19 protein-coding genes are annotated in these 19,624 nt (G+C 70.6%); 9 read left to right on the forward strand and 10 right to left on the reverse strand.

Annotation, left to right across the window (positions count from 1 at the left end; genetic code table 11):
* Positions 1-9: 9 nt before the first annotated feature.
* The 4 genes from ACFWJX_RS17020 to ACFWJX_RS17035 form a co-directional block, all read right to left on the reverse strand.
* Positions 10-573: an MSMEG_1061 family FMN-dependent PPOX-type flavoprotein gene (locus tag ACFWJX_RS17020; protein ID WP_383243116.1), complete on the reverse strand. Its 564-nt coding sequence runs from the start codon at positions 571-573 to the stop codon at positions 10-12.
* A 73-nt stretch (positions 574-646) separates the two neighbouring features.
* A complete protein-coding gene (locus ACFWJX_RS17025) occupies positions 647-1,924 on the reverse strand; it encodes a family 1 glycosylhydrolase (protein ID WP_383243119.1) in 1,278 nt (425 codons plus the stop codon).
* Between the two features lie 59 nt (positions 1,925-1,983).
* Positions 1,984-4,281 carry a family 78 glycoside hydrolase catalytic domain gene (locus ACFWJX_RS17030; RefSeq protein WP_383243122.1) on the reverse strand — a complete coding sequence of 766 codons (2,298 nt, stop codon included), beginning with the start codon at positions 4,279-4,281 and terminating at the stop codon, positions 1,984-1,986.
* 208 nt (positions 4,282-4,489) lie between these two features.
* Positions 4,490-5,113 carry a TetR/AcrR family transcriptional regulator gene (locus tag ACFWJX_RS17035; RefSeq protein WP_383243125.1) on the reverse strand — a complete coding sequence of 208 codons (624 nt, stop codon included), beginning with the start codon at positions 5,111-5,113 and terminating at the stop codon, positions 4,490-4,492.
* A gap of 261 nt (positions 5,114-5,374) precedes the next feature.
* On the opposite strand from ACFWJX_RS17035, the gene ACFWJX_RS17040 reads away from it, so the two are divergent.
* Positions 5,375-6,844, forward strand: coding sequence for an MFS transporter (locus ACFWJX_RS17040; protein WP_383243128.1), 1,470 nt, complete (start codon positions 5,375-5,377; stop codon positions 6,842-6,844).
* A gap of 157 nt (positions 6,845-7,001) precedes the next feature.
* Here ACFWJX_RS17040 and ACFWJX_RS17045 read toward each other — a convergent pair whose 3' ends face one another.
* A complete protein-coding gene (locus tag ACFWJX_RS17045; protein WP_383243131.1) occupies positions 7,002-8,207 on the reverse strand; it encodes an MFS transporter in 1,206 nt (401 codons plus the stop codon).
* Between the two features lie 181 nt (positions 8,208-8,388).
* On the reverse strand, positions 8,389-9,951 hold the full coding sequence (locus ACFWJX_RS17050; protein ID WP_383243134.1) for a polysaccharide lyase family 1 protein: 1,563 nt from the start codon (positions 9,949-9,951) through the stop codon (positions 8,389-8,391).
* A 921-nt stretch (positions 9,952-10,872) separates the two neighbouring features.
* Here ACFWJX_RS17050 and ACFWJX_RS17055 point away from each other — a divergent pair.
* On the forward strand, positions 10,873-11,331 hold the full coding sequence (locus ACFWJX_RS17055) for an SRPBCC family protein (RefSeq protein ID WP_383243136.1): 459 nt from the start codon (positions 10,873-10,875) through the stop codon (positions 11,329-11,331).
* Positions 11,332-11,386: 55 nt separating this feature from the next.
* Here ACFWJX_RS17055 and ACFWJX_RS17060 read toward each other — a convergent pair whose 3' ends face one another.
* Positions 11,387-11,791 carry a MerR family transcriptional regulator gene (locus ACFWJX_RS17060; RefSeq protein ID WP_383243139.1) on the reverse strand — a complete coding sequence of 135 codons (405 nt, stop codon included), beginning with the start codon at positions 11,789-11,791 and terminating at the stop codon, positions 11,387-11,389.
* Between the two features lie 395 nt (positions 11,792-12,186).
* On the opposite strand from ACFWJX_RS17060, the gene ACFWJX_RS17065 reads away from it, so the two are divergent.
* The 4 genes from ACFWJX_RS17065 (at position 12,187) to ACFWJX_RS17080 (ending at position 14,875) form a co-directional block, all read left to right on the forward strand.
* The gene (locus ACFWJX_RS17065; RefSeq protein ID WP_383243142.1) at positions 12,187-13,695 is read left to right on the forward strand and encodes a SulP family inorganic anion transporter; all 1,509 of its coding nucleotides are present in this window, start codon (positions 12,187-12,189) and stop codon (positions 13,693-13,695) included.
* 232 nt (positions 13,696-13,927) lie between these two features.
* The gene (locus ACFWJX_RS17070) at positions 13,928-14,161 is read left to right on the forward strand and encodes a hypothetical protein (RefSeq protein ID WP_383243145.1); all 234 of its coding nucleotides are present in this window, start codon (positions 13,928-13,930) and stop codon (positions 14,159-14,161) included.
* Entirely contained in the window at positions 14,152-14,565 is a 414-nt protein-coding gene (locus tag ACFWJX_RS17075; RefSeq protein ID WP_383243147.1) for a molybdopterin-dependent oxidoreductase, read from the forward strand. The genes ACFWJX_RS17070 and ACFWJX_RS17075 overlap by 10 nt, the downstream gene beginning before the upstream one ends.
* 46 nt (positions 14,566-14,611) lie before the next feature.
* Positions 14,612-14,875 (forward strand): hypothetical protein, encoded by a 264-nt coding sequence (locus ACFWJX_RS17080; protein ID WP_383243150.1) that lies wholly within the window; start codon positions 14,612-14,614, stop codon positions 14,873-14,875.
* 30 nt (positions 14,876-14,905) lie between these two features.
* Here ACFWJX_RS17080 and ACFWJX_RS17085 read toward each other — a convergent pair whose 3' ends face one another.
* A complete protein-coding gene (locus ACFWJX_RS17085; RefSeq protein WP_383243153.1) occupies positions 14,906-15,478 on the reverse strand; it encodes a DM13 domain-containing protein in 573 nt (190 codons plus the stop codon).
* A gap of 255 nt (positions 15,479-15,733) precedes the next feature.
* Between ACFWJX_RS17085 and ACFWJX_RS17090 the strand changes: the two genes are divergently transcribed.
* Positions 15,734-16,408, forward strand: coding sequence for a hypothetical protein (locus ACFWJX_RS17090; RefSeq protein WP_383243156.1), 675 nt, complete (start codon positions 15,734-15,736; stop codon positions 16,406-16,408).
* A gap of 346 nt (positions 16,409-16,754) precedes the next feature.
* Positions 16,755-17,555 carry an acetylglutamate kinase gene (gene argB, locus ACFWJX_RS17095; protein ID WP_383244002.1) on the forward strand — a complete coding sequence of 267 codons (801 nt, stop codon included), beginning with the start codon at positions 16,755-16,757 and terminating at the stop codon, positions 17,553-17,555.
* On the opposite strand, the gene ACFWJX_RS17100 is transcribed toward argB, so the two are convergent.
* Entirely contained in the window at positions 17,540-18,073 is a 534-nt protein-coding gene (locus ACFWJX_RS17100; protein WP_383243159.1) for a GNAT family N-acetyltransferase, read from the reverse strand. The two genes, argB and ACFWJX_RS17100, sit on opposite strands and share 16 nt — an antisense overlap.
* Before the next feature lie 61 nt (positions 18,074-18,134).
* Complete coding sequence (locus ACFWJX_RS17105; protein WP_383243161.1) at positions 18,135-18,347, reverse strand: MbtH family protein; 213 nt, start codon at positions 18,345-18,347, stop codon at positions 18,135-18,137.
* Between the two features lie 162 nt (positions 18,348-18,509).
* Here ACFWJX_RS17105 and ACFWJX_RS17110 point away from each other — a divergent pair, with 162 nt between their 5' ends.
* Positions 18,510-19,613 carry an alpha/beta hydrolase-fold protein gene (locus ACFWJX_RS17110; protein WP_383243164.1) on the forward strand — a complete coding sequence of 368 codons (1,104 nt, stop codon included), beginning with the start codon at positions 18,510-18,512 and terminating at the stop codon, positions 19,611-19,613.
* Positions 19,614-19,624 lie beyond the last annotated feature (11 nt).

Here is a 19,624-nt window from a genome sequence, read left to right on the forward strand (position 1 = left end):
CGCCCCGCCTCAACGGGCCTGCCAGGACGGCGGGTTCCACAGGCCGGCGCGCCGCAGCGACTGCGGGCAGTGCAGGTAGATCTCGTCGATCTCGAGGACCAGGGCGAGTGCGGGGCGCCGGTCGTCCTGGGTCATGGCGTCGAAGAACGGGGCGTCGGTGAGGATGCGGGCCCGCCCGTTGACCCGCAGGACCTCTTTGCCGCCCGGGACCAGGTACAGCAGGCCGGCGTGCGGGTTGTCGAGGATGTTGTGGAAGCTGTCGCCGCGCCGATTGCCCGGCCGGTCGGGCAGGGCGAGTGTGCGCTCGTCGATGATGTGCGTGAACCCCGGGCCGTCCCCGCGCGGGGAGACGTCGCAGTTGCCGCCCGCGTCGGAGGTGGCCAGCAGGCAGAAGGGCGAGCGAGTCAGTATGTCCAGGTCCTGATCGGTGAGCCGGTCGTGGACCTTCTCGATCACCACCGGCCAGGGCTCGCCCAGCAGTTCGCGCAGCTCGGCCCGTGACACCAGCTCGACCCAGCCCTCCTCGACGGCTCCCCCCGGCCCGTCTGCGGCGGTGTCGATCGCGTGCGGCAAGACGGACTCCCGTGGTGTGGGTGCGGCGAGTGGTGGCACATCGGACCTTATCCGATATTAGGTTCGCCTTACCTCACCGACCGTCGACCGCGACTCGGTCGCGGGCCACGGTGAGCACGCCCCGGTGGCTCCGCACCACGTCGGCGTAGGCCGCCGCGCTGGGCTTCGGACGGCGCTGGAACGTCTCGCGGTCGACCTCGTGGAGGCCGAGCTGGGCGCCGTATCCGAAGATCCACTCGAAGTTGTCCATGAGGGTCCAGTGGCAGTAGCCGAGGACGGGCGTGCCCGCGCCGATCTCGGCGGCGAGTCCCTCGATCGCGGCCGGGATGAACGCGGCGCGCTGGGTGTCGTCCGCGGTCTGGATGCCGTGCTCGGTGACGAGCACCGGCACCCCGGACACCTCGTGGGCGTACCGCGCCGCGCCGGCGAGGGAGCCGGGCTCGATGACGGTACCCATGCCGTTCAGCTCACCCTCGACCCTCACTTCGCCCTCGGGACCGTGCACGATGCGCTCGTAGTTCTGTACGCCGATGAAGTCGTCGTCACGTGCCTCGCGCAGCCAGTGGTCGTACACGGCGGCGCGCTTGGCGTCCCGGCGCTCCTCGCCGCCGGGCGCCGCGACTTCGTCGGCGATGGCGATGGACACGCCGACCGGCAGATCGCCACGGCTCGCCTTGATCGCCTCGCGGGCGGCGCGGTGGACGCGGGTGAACGCCTCCTGGAACTCGTCCTGCCGGTCGGCGGGGATGACGTTCGCGCTGGCGTAGGTGTCGGTTCCGGCCGCGCGTGCGGCCGCCACGAGCATCCGCGCCTTGAGCGCCTCCGCCTCGGCCGGAAGCTTCGCGCCCACCTGCAACAGCTGTTCCAGGTTCGGTTCGTTGAGGGTGACGCCGTAGGCGATCCGGTCACCGAAGCGCGCCATGACCCGGGCGCACTGGTCGGCGAACCGGCCCGGAGCGTCGGCGGCGGTCCATGAACCGGCCGCCGCGAACCAGTGGGGGGCGGTGAAGTGACTGAACGTCACCAGCGGTGCCAGGCCGCGGGCGAGGCAGCCGTCGACCTTGCGCTCGTAGTGGTCGAGCGCCTCGGCGGAGACGACACCACGCTCGGGTTCGATCCGTGCCCATTCGACGGAGAACCGGACGGCGTTGAGCCCGAGTCCCGCGACGAGGTCGAGGTCCGTCTCCCACTGCTGGTATCCCCGGCACGCCGGTCCGCTCGGTTCGCGGAACAGTGAGGGAGTGGTGTGTTCGAGGAACCAGGTGTCGCTCGCGAGGTTGTCGCCCTCGTTCTGGTGCCCCGCGGTGGCGACGCCCCACAGGAAGCCGTCGGGCAGGCCGGTGTGAGTCATGGGTGCTCCTTGTGTGAGCCGGTGAGCAGATGGATGTGAAAGGCCGGGCTTCCGGGACGTCAGCCCGTGGGTGCGGAGAAGGGCAGGTGGAAGGAGTGCCGACCGGGACCGGCTTCCACGGGCTCGGCGCCCGGCAGGTCGACCAGCGCGGTGACGCGGGGCGGCACGAGGAGTTCGACGAGCAGCGTGCCGCCCGCGACGCTCCAGCCGGCCTCGGCCCGGCCGTACGGCGTCTCGTGCGCGGCCCGCGCCCAGGTGAGGCCGCCGCCGGGACGGGGCCGGACCAGGAGCCGGCGATAGCCAGGCTCGGCGGGTGCCAGACCGGCGACGGTGCGGTGCATCCAGTCGGCGACGGCTCCGAACGCGTAGTGGTTGAAGGAGGTCATCTCGCCGGGGTTGACCCGGCCGTCGGGGAGCATGCTGTCCCAGCGTTCCCAGACGGTGGTGGCGCCCATGTCGACCTGGTACAGCCAGGACGGGCGGGAGCGCTGGGTCAGCAGCCGGTAGGCGGTGTCCACGTGTCCGGTGTCGGTCAGCGCGTCGCACACCAGCGGGGTGCCGAGAAACCCGGTGCCGATGCGGTGTCCGCCCTCGGCGACCAGGGCGGCCAGCCGGCGCCCGGCCTCGGCACGTTCGGCGTCGTCCTCGATCAGCCGGAAGGACAGGGCGAGGGCGTACGCGGTCTGGGTCTCCTCCGTCAGCCGTCCGCCCCCGCTGTGGAAGCGGCCGAGGAAGGCGTCGCGGACCGAGTCGGCCAGCGCGTGACAGCGCTCGGCGTCGTCCTTCTCGTCCAGCAGACGTGCCGCTCGGGCCAGCAGGCGGGCGGAGTGCGCGAAGTACGCCGTGGCGACCAGGCAGGAGGAGGTCATCGCCCGCCCGGGGTCGTCCGCGGGTGCGGCGGGGTCGAGCCAGTCGCCGAACTGGAAGCCCTCGCCCCAGATCCGGCCGGGTCCGGCGATGCGGTCGACGGCGTCGACCCAGTCCCGCATCGAGGGGTACTGGGTGCGGAGCACCTCGATGTCGCCGTAGCGCTCGTACAGCACCCAGGGGACGATGACGGCCGCGTCGCACCAGCCGGCCATCGGCGGATTGCCGGGCGGGATCGGCACCGGCGTGATCACCGGGATGTCGGGACTGAACACGGGCGGTACGCCGCGCGCGTCGTCGCTCTGGTCGGCGGCCAGGTCGCGCAGCCACGAGCGCAGGAAGTCGCGGACGTCGTAGAGGAAGGCGGCGGTGGGAGCGAAGACCTGGACGTCGCCGGTCCAGCCGAGCCGCTCGTCTCGCTGCGGGCAGTCGGTGGGTACGTCGACGAAGTTGCCGCGCATCCCCCACACCACGTTCTCGTGCAGCCGGTTCAGGGAGGCGTCCGAGCAGGAGAACCATCCGGTGCGGCGCAGGTCGCTGTGCAGGACCACGGCCGTGATGCCGGCCGGGTCCGGCTCGCCCGGCCAGCCGTCGATCTCGGCGTAGCGGAAGCCGTGGAAGGTGAAGCGGGGCTCCCACACCTCGCCCTCTTGGTCCCCGCACAGGGTGTAGCGGTCGGTGGCGGTGGCGTGCCGCAGCGGGCGTGTGCACAGCTCGCCGTCCTCGAGGACCTCGGCGTGGCGGAGGGTGACCGTGCGGCCGGCCTCGCCGCGGACACGGATGCGCAGCCGTCCGACGAGGTTCTGGCCGAAGTCCACGACGGTCCGGCCGGTGGGTGAGGTGGAGACGGCGACAGGGGTGAGGGTCTCGACACGGCGCACCGGCGGGCTGTCGGCCGGGAACAGCACACCGGTGTCGAACTCCAGGAGCCGTACGGGTTCCCATGAGGAGTCGTCGAAGCCGGTTTCACTGAATCCGGCCTGTGCGCGGCGGGCGTCGTACTCCTCGCCCTCGTACAGACCGGCGGCGAGGACGGGTCCCGGGCTCCAGCGCCAGTCCGCCCCGGTGGCGACGGTGTCGCTGGTGCCGTCGGCGTACTCGATCGACAGCTCGGCGAGCAGTCCGGTGTCGTCGCCGTAGATGTTCCGGGTGCCGCCGTTGAAGCCGAGCAGGCCCCGGTACCAGCCGTCGGCCAGGTGGGCGCCCCAGGCGTTGCCGCCGTCGCGGACCAGGTGCGTCACGTCGAAGACCTGGTAGCGGTGGCGGTGGCGGTAGCTCGTCCAGCCGGGTGCCAGGACGTGGTCGCCCACCACGGTTCCGTTGAGTTCCAGCTCGTAGACGCCGAGCGCGGTGACGGAGAGCCGGGCCGCTGTGACCGTCGCCCGAGCGGTGAACTCGCCGCGCAGGAGAACGGCTGGGCGCACCGCGGCGGCGGATGGATCCGCCTGTCGGCAGGGGGCGATGACGCGGGCGGTCCGGAAGTGGGGCATGTCGAGTCCTCGGCGCGGTGGGCGCGGGTGGTGCGTGTGGTGGGTGAGATCGGGCGAAGGGGAGCAGGCTCGATCATGCGCGCCAAAACCTAGTGACCACTAGGTCTTGGGCTGTGTGATGTGGGACACACCCCCGAAGGCTCTACCTTGGCGCGTACATGACATGCCAGTGACCCGGCGTTCCGGCCGCAGCCGGAGCCCGGACTTCCTACAGCCCCTGCCCGTCGGTGGAGATGGAGCGCATGAGGCGGTCGAGATGGGCGCGCATGACCGCGATGAGATCGAAGGAACGACCGCTGGCGAGCCACTGCTGGCGCAGGCCGGCGTCGAGGGCCGCGCACTCGCGGGCTATGCCGCCGTGGTCCAGGTCCGTCAGGAGTTCACCGCTCTCGCTCCCGGCGGACAGCCGCTCGGCAAGCTCCTTCACGCCCTTCTCCTGCCAGCGGGTGAAGAAGTCGTGGGCGGGGTGGTCGGGCGCGGTCGCCTCGGCCGCGACCACGACGGCGAGTTCCACCATGCCCGGCATGGTGAGCCGCTCGGCGGTGTCCTCCAGGTGACAGCGGAAGGCGTCGCGCACCGACCCCGAGACCCGCTGCCACTGGGTGTCCATGCGGTCGTGCCAGTGCTCCGTCACGGCCAGCAGGAGCTGCTGCTTGTCGCGGAAGTGGTGCAGCAGCCCGGCGTCGGTGATCTCGGCGTCCCGGGCGATACGGGCGAGTGAGGTCTTCCGGTAGCCGTCCTGCCCGAAGCGCAGCAGCGCCGCCTCGAGGATCTGCGTACGCCGGGCCCGGCCTGCCGTATAGCCGCCGCGCGGCCCCCTGGGTGTCGCCATGCCAGAACCGTACCGGGATGGCGCGCGGTGTCGGCGGCGGACCGGGAGTCCCTCACGCCTGTGATGTGGGTCACGCGATGGAAACCTAGCGAGCACTAGGTGTTCGGGTCATCATCGACCTCACGCGACGACGGATTGCCACGCTGTCACCTCCCGGTTAGCGACGCGTAACGGCGGCCTCGTTCATCCGCGCACCCCCCATAACGCCCCCCCACATCGCCTCTCACTCCCTTCGGCACCTCCGTGAAAGGAGGGCATGGCGTGACATCGACGTCACCAAGCCCCTCACTCGACAGCGCGCCTCCTGCCGAGACGGGCGGACGATGGAATCTCCGTCTGGTCGCGGTCCTGATCGCCCTCGCCTGGCCCACTCAGTTGCTGGCCGCGGGCGGGATCCTCGGTGCCAACGCCACGGCGAGCGTCGCCCAGAGCTTCCACACCACCCAGGTCGCGTGGTTCGGCCTGACGCTCACCCTGGTGTCCACCCTGCTCACGCCGTTCGCCATGAAGCTGGGCGACCTGTACGGCAGGAAGCGCGTCATGCTCGCCATGATGGCGTTGGGCGCCGGCGGCGAGGCCCTGGCCGCCCTGGCCGGCGAGTTCTGGCTGGTGCTGGTCGGCCGGGCCGTCGCCGGCTTCTACGGGCCGTTCGGCGCCCTGTCCTTCGCCGCGGTCCGGGACCTCTTCCCGCGCCGGCTGGTCAAGTCGGCCAGCGGCATCATGGGCAGCAGCGTCGGACTGGTGGCCCTCGGCACACCGTTCCTGGCGGGGTGGCTCGTCGACAACTGGGGCTACCGCGGTGCCCTCTGGTTCCTCGCCATCGCCACCGGCATCGCCTTCGTGCTGGTCGCCCTTCTGGTGCCGGAGACGCCGCGGCACTCCTTCGACCGGGGCTTCGACTGGCTCGGCGGCCTGGTCCTCGGCGGTGGTCTGACCGCCGTGGTCTATGCCGTCGGCCAGGGTCAGAGCTGGGGCTGGGCGGACGGCAGGACAATGGGCTGGCTCGCGGCCGGGGCCGTGGCGCTGACCGCCTTCCTGTTCGTCGAGCGGGCCAGCGCGCACCCCATCCTGGATCTGGGGGTTCTCCGGCGCCGGCCCGTGGCTCTCGCCCTCACGGCGGGCGGCCTCGCCCAGACCGTCGCGTTCACCATGCCCGGTCTCGCCATCCTGCTCGCGCTGTTCCCGCACATCCCCGGCGTCTCCGCCGGCCTGGGCTGGACGGCACAGCACAACGCCGTGGTCAGCGTGAGCTGGAACCTGGTGATGTTCGGAACCGGCCTCTTCGTCAGCCGCTTCCTGCGCCTTCTCGATCCCCGCAAGGTCTGGATCGCCGGCCTGGTGGTCATGGCGGTGGGCTACACGCTCGTCGGCTTCTTCCACGGCGGCGAGACGGAACTGATGCTGACGTCCTGCGTCGCCAACATCGGTGCCGGCATCGTGGTGGCGACCGCGCCGGTGCTCGTCGTCGGCGTCGTCTCGCGCGACGAACAGGGACTGGGCAGCGGCATGCTCAACATGCTCATCAGCCTGTTCGGCGCGATCGTCACCGCCGGCGCCTACGCCCTCCTCAACGCGCACAGCACCGTGGTCGACGGCACCTCCTTCTACCAGGACGCCGGTTACGCCTGGGTCTTCTGGCTCGGCGCCCTCGTCACCCTCCTGGCCCTGGTGCTCTCGCTGTTCATCCCGCGGCTGCGCGATCCGGAGATCGACGACGTGACAGCGGCCTGAGCAGGACGGAACGGGCCGGGCGGCCACCCGGCACCGTCCCGACGTGGCGGCCCGCCGAGTGGTGGCGGGCCGCCACGCGGTCGCTGGTGGCGGGCCGCCGCTCATTGCCTCCAAGGGGCGGGCCGGGCACCCGACTTCGGCCGGTCGCGTTGCCTGTTCAGCTGAGGTGGTCCGTCTGCCGCGCCGGTGACCGGGCCTGGTGTGCGGCTACGACCATGACGACCACGGCGATCAGGACGATGCCGGCGCCGACGTAGAGCGGCGCGGTGTAGCCGAGGCCGGCGGTGATGGCCAGGCCTCCGAGCCAGGCGCCGAGGGCGTTGCCCACATTCGACGCGGACACGTTCGCGCTTGCGGCCAGTGCCGCCCCGTGGGCGAAGTCGGTGACGCGAGTGATCATGCCGGGCACACCGGCGAACCCGAACACGCCCATGAGGAACACGAGTATCACCGACGCCGTGGGGCTCTCGGCCAGCAGACCGAACAGGGTCAGGGTGACGGCGAGCCCGAGCAGGGCGAGCACCAGGGCGCGGTCGCGGTCATGGTCGGCCGCCCGCCCGCCGACCATGTTGCCGACGACCAGGCCGACGCCGTACACCATCAGCAGCCAGGCGATGTCCGACGAGGAGAATCCGCCGACCTCGGTGAAGGTGTAGGCGATATAGCTGAACGCGCCGAACATCCCGCCGTAGCCGAGTGCGGTGGCCGTCAGGGTCAGCCAGACCTGCCAGGAGCGGAACGCGCGGAACTGGGCCCGCAGGCCGCTGGGCGGCATCGGGTCCGAACCGCCCGGCGCCGCCGACGGCCGCGTCTCTCCCGCCCAGGCGGGGACGAGGGCCACGATGCCCGTCAGCGCGAGCACGCCGATCGCGGTGACCGCCCAGAAGGCCGCCCTCCAGCCCCAGCGTTCACCGACCAGCGCACCGAACGGCACGCCCAGCACGTTGGCGACCGTCAGCCCGGCGAACATGACCGCCACCGCGCGGGACTTCTTCTCCGGCGCGACAAGGCTGCGTGCGACGAGCGAGCCGATGCCGAAGAACGAACCGTGGCACAACGCCGCGACGATCCGGCCGAACAGCATCACCCGGTAGCTCGGCGCGACAGCGGACACCAGGTTGCCGACGACGAACAGCGCCACCAGGCCGACCAGGACGCTCTTGCGGGGCAGCCGAACCGTCGCCGCGGTCAGCGCGATCGCGCCGACCGCCACACTCAGCGCGTACCCGGAGATCAGCCGGCCCGCCGCTGCCTCGGACACCGCGAAGCTCGACGCCACCTGCGGCAGCAGTCCGGCGATCAGGAACTCGGTCAGGCCGATGCCGAATCCGCCGAGCGCCAGCGCGACCAGTCCACTCGGCATCCGCCGCTCTCCGATCGTGCGCCCGACAGTTCGCGGGGACGGGACGCCCCACAGCAGGCAACATGCCCATACGGTGAGTCCCTCTCCCCTTGTTTCCTCGTCGTCTCCTTGCGGCGGCGGGGGAATCAGACCGACCGCGTCCCGGTGCCGCTTCCGGCACCGGGACGACGGGACCGTGGGTCTACTGCGCGTAGGTCTCGAACTCGGCGACCTTCGGTGTGCCGCTCGAACCGGTGATCTCGAAGGTGACCTTGCTCAGCGAGGTCCGCGGGAAGGTGATGACGCCCGCACCGCTGCCCGAGGTCAGAACGGCGCCGGTGTCACCGTTGATCACCTTCCAGGCCCCGATGGCACCCGCCGATCCTGCCGCCTCCCTGATGTTGACCTTGGACACGGAGGTGGCGGAGCCCCACTTGATCGAGATGGCACCGGTCGAACCGGCCGGCGACCAGTACGTGTTCAGGTCACCGTCCCGTACGTTGCCGTAGCTCGTGCCGCTGGCCTTGCTGGAGCCGTCCGAACCGGCCCCGATGCTCAGGTTGGTCCCGCTCGGCTGGGTCGGGCCCGAGGTGGGACTGGGGGTCGGGGTGGGCGTGGAGGACGTGGGCGGGGTGGTGGGGGTCGACGTGGGCGACTGCACCGTGCAACTGCCGTTCGACACCTGGAGACCCTTGCCGGCCCCGGCCGTGCGGCTCACGACGTCCGGCACGCATGCGGCGGAGTCGAGGGCGTAGGCGTAGGGGATGCTGACCGTGGTGTTGGACTGCGGGTTGGGTCCGGCGGGCTTGTTGTCGGTGCCGGGGCTCGACCACGTCACGTTGTCGAAAACGTTTCCGCTGACCTGCCAGTAGCCGGCCGCGTCCGTGTAGAAGGTGCCCAGGACGTCCTTGGAGTCCTCGAAGTAGTTGTTGTCCACCTTGGCGCGCGCCCCGGCACGGGAGTTGATGCCGGACTCGTTCAGGCTCACGTAGTGGTTGTTGTACATGTGGGCCACTCCGCCGCGCAGCAGGGGCGCGCGGGAGTCGATGTTCTCGTACAGGTTGTGGTGGTAGCTGATGTACCCGTTCGAGAGGTCGCTCTCGCTGGAGCCGACCAGACCGCCGCGGCCGGAGTTGCGCAGGATGCTGTACGACAGCGTCACGTACTGGGTGTTGTCCTTCATGTCGAAGAGGCCGTCGTACCCTTCCGACTCACCGCCCGACGCCTCCAGGGTCACGTGATCGACCCAGACGTTGCGGACGCCGCTCTCCATGCCGATGGCGTCGCCGCCGTTGGACGTGGGAGAGCCCGACTTCTTCACGTTCTTGACCGTCACGTTCTGGATGACGATGTTGCTGGCCTCACGGATGTGGATGCCTAGTTGGTCGAAGACGGCTCCGCTGCCGACGCCGACGATGGTCACGTTGCTGATCTGCTTCAGCTCGATCACCCCGGCGGCGGTGTTGCAACTCGCGCCTGACACCTTGGCGGTGTTGGCGTGATTGATGGTCCCCTCGACCTCGATGGTGATCGGGGTGCTGCTGCTGGCGCGGCCGCACAGTGCCGCGTGGATGGCGGTGCCGGTGGTGGCTCGCACCGTCGTACCACCGGCTCCGCCGGTGGTACCGCCGTTCTGCGTCGCGTAACCGGTTGCGGTACCGGTCGCCGCGGATGCCTCCGGCATCGACAGCACGACACCGACGCCGGCCGCGACGGCCATCGCGGCTGATGCGGCGGACAGCCGTAGAGCGACATTTCTTTGCATGGATGTCTCCCGATTCTCTGTTTCTTCCTGGTCCAAGTTGCTGCCGCACACAGCGTTTAATTGTCTATGTACCGTCAATCCAGATGGATGAGCCACCCGCTGCCCACGCTGCGCTCCACAGTGGCGTTCCTCCCGGGCGCCGGGTCGGTGGAGCCCCTGCGCGACCGCCCCACGTCACAAGAAGCCGTCACCATGGAGAGGATGAGCGACGGTCACACGCCTGCCCGTCATGACGTGCACCCTTCGTTCGACGGCACGTCGATGTCGCAGGACATCCCCGTGCCGGATCGCCGGCGGCTCGTGCACAAGTCGCGGCGCTCACCGCGACGGTCAGCCCCCGGAACAGTCCCCGGCTCCGGGAAAGCGCTTTCCGTTCGGCGACGATAGGGGCCCCGTGGCGAGGTGGCAAGGGTCTGAACAGGCTGAGCCACGGGGAAGGGAATCCGCTCGCGGACCCGTTCCACCTTGAGGCCGACGGCGTCACGTCGGCGCCCTCAAGCGCCGCGACTTCCACCAGAACATTGCTGGTGCAAACGGTTGATCTACGCGTCGAGCCGTTTCCACCGCAACGGAGCTTTCCAGACAGCACCGGACCCGACTTTCCCAAACGTTCCCATACGTGAACCTGGATGATGTACGTGATCGCGGGCGACGTCGGACGGCAGTCCGAAAGGTGCCTGGTCGAACTCGACAGCCAAGTGCCGAGCGCCACGGGAACGCAGCCGTTCCGGCCGGCGCTTCACCACCGTTTCGGAGATCGGCGGCGTTCTGAGGTTCGGTGAGCGCAGCCTTTCCGACGCTCGTCGCGCACGATCGCCGAACCTCCCGTAGGGTCACGGTGCCGCCAGGCACAACGGGCCGTGGGAGCGCGTTCCCTGGCGGGTGCGGGTGCGGGTGCGGGTCGACCGATCGGGAGTGCCGATGTCAGGACAGTTCGAGGCGAACGTCGAGATCGACCGGCCCGTCGAGGAGGTGTTCGCCTACCTCGCCGACGGGCGCAACGATCCACAGTTCAGTCCCCGGGTGCTGAAGATCGAGCGGGTCCCGGACGCCCCGACCACCGTGGGCACCGTCTTCCGGAGCACCGTCAAGGACGCCGGGATGAAGTCCGCCCGGGAGTTCCGCATCACCGCCCTAGAGACCCCGGTCAAGATCCGGTGGGCCGAGGTGTCGAAGAACACCGTCATGGCCCGCGAAGGCGGCTACGACCTGGAGCCGCTGCCCGGCGGCGGGACCCGAGTCCACCTCTTCAACGTGCTGGAAGGCCACGGCGTGGGCAAGCTCCTCGTCGGCTTGGCACTCGCCGCCGCCCGCAAGGACGCCGATGGATTCGGCGCCCGGATCAAGGCGGCGGCGGAAGCGGCGATCGCTCCCCGTTGACGGTCGGGGGCTCCCGCGTCCGTCACCTCAGGGTGTCGTCGTCCGTGTCTTCCGCTCAGGGCGTCGGCGTCCGCGCAAGCCGCTCGGCGAGCGCGGCCGCGAACTCCTCCGCCCGTGCCAGCTGGACGCGTAGATCCTCGACCCGCCGCTGCGCGGCCTGTTCGAAGCCGCGGATCCGCGTCAGCAGTTCGTCGCGCTCCGCGGGCGGGAGCACCTCACCCGAGTCCAGGCGGTCCGTCGCGTCGAGCAGGCCCCGCATCTCGTCCAGGGTGAAGCCGAGGGGCTTCATCCGGCGGATGACCATCAGGCGGGCGACGTCGGCCTCGGTGTAGAGGCGGAAGCCGCCCTGGGAGCGGGCGGAGGGGATGACGAGGCCGGTCTCCTCGTAGTGCCGGATGGTGCGCAGCGACAGCTCGGTCCGTGCGGCGACCTCGCCGATCTGCATGTGCTCGCTGCTCACGCGGGGCCTTTCCTCGGCTCTCGGGACCGCCGCCGGAAACCGGCGCCGGTCTCTACTCTAACGTTAGGGTAGAGTTGTCGTGGCCTTGGGGCGGCCGTCCGCCATGCACGTTCCGATGGTGCGGGACGCCGTCCCTGCGCCATCTGTCGTGTCGGGGCCGACGAAGCCCCCGGCGAAGTCCGACGTCCGCAGGAGAGAGCGTGCGCATGTCCGCGATGACGAGCGTCGCCGCCTTCCCGCCGTGACCCTTCGCCCCCGGGCGGCGCCGCCCGATCTTCTCGCGGACTCCCCGGCGCTCCACATCCACCACCGCCGCCTCGCCCTCTGGCTTCCATGTCTTTCCGCGTGCCCGCAGTGATGCCGGGTGTGCCCGAGCACGACAGGTTCCTCTTCTCTTGTCCTCCTCCGCACTGTCCCCGGCCGCGTGGCTGCGTGGCTCCCGGCGTCCCACCTGGCTGTCCGATCCGAAGGTCCTGCGCACCGAGGTGCTGGCCGGTCTCGTGGTCGCCCTGGCGCTGATCCCGGAGGCGATCTCGTTCTCGATCATCGCCGGGGTCGACCCAGCCATCGGCCTGTTCGCGTCGTTCACGATGGCCGTGACCACCGCCGTGGTCGGTGGCCGGCCGGCCATGATCTCCGCGGCCACCGGCGCGGTCGCCCTGGTCATCGCCCCGCTGAACCGCGAGCACGGCTTCGGCTATCTCGTCGCGGCCGTCATCCTGGCCGGTGTCATCCAGATCGCCCTGGGTGCGCTCGGGGTGGCGAAGCTGATGCGGTTCGTGCCGCGCAGCGTGATGGTCGGCTTCGTCAACTCCCTCGCCATCCTGATCTTCATGGCACAGGTGCCGGAGATGACGGACGTGCCCTGGCCCGTGTATCCGCTGATCGCCGCCGGCCTGGCCCTCATGGTGTTCTTCCCCAGGGTCAGCAAGGTGGTCCCGGCCCCGCTGGTGTCGATCGTCATCCTCACCGTCATCACCGTCGCGGCGGGGATCGCGGTGCCGACCGTCGGCGACAAGGGTGACCTGCCGTCCGCGCTCCCGGTGCCCGGCCTGCCGGACGTGCCCTTCACCCTGGACACCCTCACCACCGTCGCCCCCTACGCGCTCGCCATGGCCCTGGTCGGGCTGATGGAGTCGCTGATGACGGCCAAGCTGGTCGACGACATCACCGACACCCACTCCTCCAAGACCCGAGAGTCCGTCGGGCAGGGCGTCGCCAACATCGTCACCGGCTTCTTCGGTGGCATGGGCGGCTGCGCCATGATCGGCCAGACGATGATCAACGTGAAGGTGTCCGGGGCCCGTACCCGTCTGTCGACGTTCCTGGCGGGCGCCTTCCTGATGGTGCTGTGCATCGTCTTCGGGCCGGTCGTCTCCGACATCCCCATGGCCGCGCTCGTCGCCGTGATGGTCATGGTGTCGGTGGCCACGTTCGACTGGCACTCCATCGCCCCGAAGACGCTCAGGCGGATGCCGGCCGGGGAGATCACCGTCATGGTGGTCACCGTCGTCTGCGTGGTCGCCACCGACAACCTCGCCATCGGTGTCGTCGTCGGTTCGGTCACGGCGATGGTCATCTTCGCCAAGCGGGTCGCCCACCTCGCCGAGGTCACCGCCGTCACCGACCCCGACGGCACGACCGTCGTCTACCGGGTCACCGGCGAGCTGTTCTTCGCCTCCTCCAACGACCTCGTCGGCCGGTTCGACTACGCCACCGACGCCGAAACGGTCGTCATCGACCTGTCCGCCGCCCACATCTGGGACGCCTCCTCCGTCGCCGCCCTGGACGCCATCGAGAACAAGTACGCCCAGCGCGGCAAGACCGTCGAGATCACCGGCCTCAACGAGCCCAGCGCCCGCATCCACAAGACGCTCAGCGGCGAACTCGCGGGCAGCGGCTGACCGTCCCTTCCGCTGCTCCTCGTCCGTGGTCGTGTCCCAGGTCGGCAAGGATCTCCTGCGGGCGGGAGGCGTCGTGGGTGGACAGCCAGTCGGCGTCGACGGTCGAGACGTGGTCCCTTGCCATCTCGTCGCACTCGGAGCGTGGGCGCCGGTGCCTCGCGCACGAGTCGCGGTCCGTAGCCGGCGGGCAGCCGGGTGCCGATCATGCCTCCACGACGGTCCGGTCCCTCCGATGCGCGGCGGGCGGGGATACGCAGAACCGAGGCGTGCAGCGGCGCCGACGAGCGCTCCCGCCCGCCTCGCCTCGCCCGGCGAAGGCCTCGGGCAGGACGAACCGGCGCCGGCCGCCCGCGATCACGGCCGGCCGCTGGAGACCATGCCCTACGACCTCACCCCGCGCGGACTGCACTACGTCCTCACGCACTACGACATCCCCACCTGCCGGCCGACCCCGCCGTGCGGCTGACGGTGAACGGCCGCGTACGGCGCCCGCTCAGCCCTTCCATGGAGGACCTGCGCGCCTGCCCCGCCGTCACCACGCGCGTGACGACGGAGTGTGCGGGCAACGGCAGGGCCCCGCTGTCACCGAGGCCGGTGAGCCGGCCGCCCCGGCTGGTCGAAGCCGTCGGCACGGCGGAGTGGACGGGAGTGGCCCTGCGGCTGCTCCTGGAGGAGGCCGGGGCCGAGGCGGACGCGGTGGGCGTCATGTTCACCGAGGCGGACCACGGCCTGGAGCGCGGTGTCGAGCAGGACCACCTGCGCGGCCTGTCCCTCCGCGCCGCCCTGGGCGAGGGGCCCGAAGTCCTGGTGGCCCACTCGATGAACGGCAGGCCCCTGCCGCCCAGCACGGCGGCCCCCTGCGGCTCGTGAGGCGGGTGAGCCGGCCGCCCGCATCGGACGCGCCCCGGTCACCTCGGTGAAGGTGAGCACGGACGACGGCCTGACATGGCAGAGCGCCCCACTCGAACCGGATCGTGGGCACCGATGGGCCTGGCGGCGCTGGTCCTGCACCTGCTCCGCCGCTCCGGGCGACCACGTCCTGAGCATCCGGGCACACGACGAGGCGGGAAACAGCCAGCCACTGCAACAGCCCTGGAACCCGGGCGGGTTCGCCGACAACCTCGTCCGGCGGGTGCCGGTGTCCTGCCCGGACCACCCACACATCACTGCCACCGCATGACCGTACGGCCGTGCCGGTGATCGACCGCGGTCAGGCGGGGGCGAGTTCGGCCGCGCCGAACGACACGTCGAAACGGTCGCACCAGATGCTCACGCTGCTGTAACTCGACGGATCCACGCCGTCGGGAAGGGCGTAGTTCTGGCTTCCCTTGTTGCCCTTGAGCTTGCCGAGGCTGACGTACTCTCCGTCGTCGAAGACGTGCCACCCGCCCCGCCCCTGCTTCACCGGTGCGTCGGTCAGCCAGACACGCAGGTCCGGTCCGTTGCTGGTGTCCAGGTTCTCCAGCCGCACGACATGGGTGCCGTCGGCCAGCCGTACGAGCTTCACCGTGCCCGATGTCGCGTGCTCATGGCTGATCAGCTCACCACTCGCCAGCATGTGCGGACCGGGGGCCGGGGCGGGCGACCGGGAGGACTCGTCCGAAGGTGCCGACACAGGAGGAGCGGAGTTGCTCACCACTCCCGGCAGAGCCTCTTGGACGGTCTCGTCCTGCCACAGTTTCCACGGCTGGAACCAGTACAGACCGAAGCCGACACCGCCCACCGCCACCACCAGCACCGCGATGCCCCATGGCCGGGTCAGTACCTTGCGTACGCGCCCCATCTCCGCCTCGCCTCCTGGGAGTTCACCCTGTCGTCCTCACATTCAACCGGCCGAGGACGGCTGTTACCCACCCCGTGGCTGATGACGGAATCCTTACGTCGCACTGGTAGCAGTATTCGAACAACAACAACGCGGTGATGACTCAGGTCGACAGCAGTGAGGTTCCGCTCCGTAGTATCACTACGACAAATCGCCGTACATGTCGTGGGGTGGGGGCCCGCGGCCTGTCCGGTCCTATCAAGGAGCGTGAGCGTCATGTCCGAGACCACCACCCAGGCAAACGGGGTGACCAGCCAGTATGCGGCTCAGGTCGCCAGTGACCTGGAGCGGAACCTCAAGGAGCACGACCGTATCGCCGGCGAGGTCGCCGTTCTCCAGGAGCAGTTGGCCTCCCTGGAGAAGGACCGCACGGTGCTGCTGAACGTGCAGCAGGCCCTCGGCGTCGAGTCCGCGTCCGCCACACCCGCGGTCGAACACGCCGCGGTGGTGCCCGCCCCCCGGAAGAAGGCCCCGGCCGGCGCCTCCCGCCGGTCGAAGGCGAAGAAGTCCGAAGCGGCGGCTCCGAAGCCGGCCGACAAGAAGGCGGCATCCCGCAAGGCCTCCCCGAAGGCAGCTGCCAAGGCGGCTCCGACCTCGGCCCCGAAGGCTGATCAGCCCTCGCTCGTCTCCCTGGTCCGCGAGCACCTCGTCGGCCAGGGCGAACCGCGCTCCGCGGCCGAGGTCGCCCAGTCACTGGGTCAGCAGTTCCCCGAACGCGGCATCAAGGCAACGGTCGTGCGCACCACCCTCGAAGGGCTCGTGGCCAAGAACCAGGCCCAGCGCGCCAAGCAGGGCTCGTCCGTCTTCTACACCTCCCCCGAAGCACCCGCCCCGGCCACGAGCAAGGAAGACGCCAAGGAAGACGCCCCGCAGGAGGGTCGGTCCGCGTAGAGCGGAACCCGAAGAACTCTCGCGTCCACCGAGTCCACGAGGTCGCCGCGATCACCGCGCGGCGACCTCGACTCCCCGCTCCCAAAGGGCAGTTGGTGTCGCCAGAGCCTCACGAAGCCGACCGTTTCCGCCCCCGCTCACCTGTTACTTAGGTTAGGCTTAGTTAAAAGGCTCTGCGAGGGTTTGGCCCATGCCATCGGGACGACCGGCTCGCTGCGCAGGACGGTGGTGGGGGATGAGTCCGCTCGTCGCGGAGAGCACGGACGGCGATCCGTCCCCCGGGTCACCGATCCGGCCGCAGGAACCGCGGAGCGGTGTGGTCGTGGTCAAGTTCGGCGGTAACGCCATGGTGGACGCGGGACTGCAACGGACGTTCGCCCGGGACATGGTGGAGCTGCGGCGCGCGGGCCTGCGCCCGGTCGTCGTGCACGGTGGCGGGCCGCAGATCAGCGCGATGCTCGACCGCCTCGGCCTGGAGACCCGCTTCGAGGCGGGACTGCGGGTCACCACGCCGGAGACCATGGACGTGGTGCGCATGGTGCTGAGCGGCCGGGTCCAGCGGGAGCTGGTCGGCCACATCAACGCCCATGGGCCCTTCGCGGTGGGGATGACCGGCGAGGACGCGCACACCATGACCGCCGTGCGGCGGGCGGCCCGCGTGGACGGCATTCCGGTGGACATCGGCCTCGTCGGCGACATCGTGGAGGTCAACCCCGCCATGGTGCGCACGCTCCTGGAGCAGGGACACATACCCGTCGTCTCCCCCGTGGCACGCGGTGCGGACGGGCAGGTCTACAACGTCAACGCCGATCTCGCCGCCTCGGCGCTGGCCGTGGCCCTCCACGCCGAGCGGCTCGTGGTGCTCACGGACGTTGCGGGGCTGTACGCGGACTGGCCGCACAGCACCGAGGTGATCGAGCGCCTGACGACCGACGCGCTGGAGGAACTGCTCCCGGGGTTGGCGAGCGGGATGCTGCCGAAGATGGAGGGCTGCCTGCGGGCCGTCCGCGGCGGCGTGCGCAGGGCGCAGGTGGTCGACGGCCGGGTGCCGCACGCGGTGCTGCGCGGCGTCCTCGGCGAGACCGGCCCCGGCACCACCGTGGTTCCCGGCAACGGCCGGGTCCAGGGCGCTCACACCGACGGTTGAAGGACCTTGCGGAGGATCCGCGCGCCGCGCCGTGGGTCCAGGGACTCCGCCCAGGACGTGGGCGCCAGTCGCGCGGTCGTGGGCGCGAACCCGTACCGGAGGAACAGGCCGCCACCGCCGGTCGTCGCCGTGAACAGGGTGCCGAGCGGCCGGGCGCGCGCCCTGGCCAGCACGGCGCGCAGGAGTGTGGCTCCCACGCCGCCTCCCTGCCGCCGCCCGGCCACGCAGAAGTTGTACACGACGCCGGCGCAGTCCCGGCCCTCCCCCGGTTCGGCCGGGTGCTCTCGCAGGCCCACGCAGCCGTCGAGGGTGCCGTCGGGGCCCTCCGTCACGAGGAAGTCGGCCGCGTGCGCGGCGTAGAGCGAGACAGGCCGTTCCCGCAGGGCCCCCGAGCGTACGAAGGGCTGTGACAGGTCGACGAGCGCGGCGGCGTCCTCCGGTCGGCCGGTGCGGACGGGGGACGTCTGCCCGAGAAGCGCGGGCGACCGCGGGGCGGGGCGCGGCGTTGCCGTGATCAAGGTTTTCCTTCCTCGGTACGAGGCCGCCGATGTCCCCGGCAGGGCCGTTGGCTGTGACGGGTCAGCTGTCCATGGTCGCCGCGAGGGAACGGGGGCGCAGATCCGTCCAGTGGGACTCCACGAAGTCCAGGCACGCTTCCCGGGTGTTCTCGGGGAAGGCGATCGCCCATCCCCCGGGCACCTCGGCGAAGGACGGCCAGAGGGAGTACTGACCCTCGTCGTTCACCAGGACCAGGAATCGGCCTTCGTTGTCGTCGAAGGGGTTGGTGCTCATGCTCGGTGCCTCCTCGGGTCGGGGCGAGGGCGAGGCTCGGGCGGCCCTCGACGCCCCCCGCAGCAGAGGGGGCGGGGATGGAAAGAACCATCTAATTAGGTTAGCCTCGCCTAATTAGTGATCAGCTTAGCCTTCCGACTTTCCTCTCACAAGGAGACGTTCATGCACCTGGTGAACGAACAGGAGCACGTCTTCGCCGAGTTCGGTCTGCCCGGCAAGCCCGGCACCGACGAGTTCTGGGCGGCGGCGGAGACACCCGCGTCCGTACCCGCCCGCGACGGCAGCGGTGGCTGGGACACCTTGTTCCTGTGGCGCGGATCCGCGGCGAGCGTCGAGTTCGAGAGCTGGTCGGAGCCTGTGCCCCTGCGCCGGTGGGGCGACACGGACTGCTGGTACTCCGAGGTGCGCATGCCGGCCCGACTGCGCGTGACGTACCGGATCCTCGTGGGCGACGCGGCGTACGCCGACCCGTTCAACCCGGTCGGTGCGGGCGGTGACCGGTCCATCGCCGCGACCCCGGACGCCCCGGCCCAGCCGCACTGGCCCGTCCTGGGCGCCACCGACGTCCTGCCCCTCCCCCGCATCCGGTTCCGCATGACCGGCGGACGGCTCGGCGGACGGCGTACGGTACGCGTCCACCCGGTGGGCGGCGGCGGACCGGTGGTCCTGCTCCTCGACGGGGACGACTGGCTGTACCTGCACCCGGCGATGACGGCTTTCGACTCCGCCGTCGCCGCTGGCGGGATGCCCCCGGTCACCCTCGTCTTCCTGCCGACCAAGGACAGGGACGCCGAGTTCGGGTGCAGGCCCGAGCTGTGGGAGGCGGTCCGGGACGAACTGCTGCCGCTGGTGGCGCAGAGCGGCGTACCCGCCGACCCTGACCGGCTGGTGGTCGCCGGGCAGAGCCTCGGCGGGCTGAGCGCGATGTACGCGGCGTTGGAGTTCCCGGACCTGGTGTCGCGCGTCGCCTGCCAGTCGGGGTCGTTCTGGTGGACGCCCGACACCATGGAGTCGGCGGACCCGTTGGGCGGTCCGGTCGGTGGCGTCATCGCCGCGCGCCTACGGGAGCGTCCCGACCTGTCCGGGCTGCGCTTCGCGTTCGACGTGGGGGAACACGAGACGCGGATGCTGCCCCACTGCGAACTGACCGAGACACTGACCGAACAGGCCGGCGCCACCGTACGGGTCGCGCGGTCGCCGTCGGGCCACGACCGGGCGGGCTGGCGGCATGCCCTCCTCAGGGATGTCGCCTGGGCGCTGTCCTGACAGGTCACCGG

It is taken from the genome of Streptomyces sp. NPDC058335, from assembly GCF_042723915.1.
GTDB lineage: Bacteria > Actinomycetota > Actinomycetes > Streptomycetales > Streptomycetaceae > Streptomyces.

Excerpts from the sequence above, each read along its gene's own strand:
- ACFWJX_RS17025 (WP_383243119.1), bottom strand. The coding sequence starts at position 1,924 with ATGACTCACACCGGCCTGCCCGACGGCTTCCTGTGGGGCGTCGCCACC.
- ACFWJX_RS17030 (WP_383243122.1), bottom strand. The coding sequence starts at position 4,281 with ATGCCCCACTTCCGGACCGCCCGCGTCATCGCCCCCTGCCGACAGGCG.
- ACFWJX_RS17035 (WP_383243125.1), bottom strand. The coding sequence starts at position 5,113 with ATGGCGACACCCAGGGGGCCGCGCGGCGGCTATACGGCAGGCCGGGCC.
- ACFWJX_RS17045 (WP_383243131.1), bottom strand. The coding sequence starts at position 8,207 with ATGCCGAGTGGACTGGTCGCGCTGGCGCTCGGCGGATTCGGCATCGGC.
- ACFWJX_RS17050 (WP_383243134.1), bottom strand. The coding sequence starts at position 9,951 with ATGCAAAGAAATGTCGCTCTACGGCTGTCCGCCGCATCAGCCGCGATG.
- ACFWJX_RS17055 (WP_383243136.1), top strand. The coding sequence starts at position 10,873 with ATGTCAGGACAGTTCGAGGCGAACGTCGAGATCGACCGGCCCGTCGAG.
- ACFWJX_RS17070 (WP_383243145.1), top strand. The coding sequence starts at position 13,928 with ATGCGCGGCGGGCGGGGATACGCAGAACCGAGGCGTGCAGCGGCGCCG.
- ACFWJX_RS17085 (WP_383243153.1), bottom strand. The coding sequence starts at position 15,478 with ATGGGGCGCGTACGCAAGGTACTGACCCGGCCATGGGGCATCGCGGTG.
- ACFWJX_RS17090 (WP_383243156.1), top strand. The coding sequence starts at position 15,734 with ATGTCCGAGACCACCACCCAGGCAAACGGGGTGACCAGCCAGTATGCG.
- argB (WP_383244002.1), top strand. The coding sequence starts at position 16,755 with ATGGTGGACGCGGGACTGCAACGGACGTTCGCCCGGGACATGGTGGAG.
- ACFWJX_RS17105 (WP_383243161.1), bottom strand. The coding sequence starts at position 18,347 with ATGAGCACCAACCCCTTCGACGACAACGAAGGCCGATTCCTGGTCCTG.
- ACFWJX_RS17110 (WP_383243164.1), top strand. The coding sequence starts at position 18,510 with ATGCACCTGGTGAACGAACAGGAGCACGTCTTCGCCGAGTTCGGTCTG.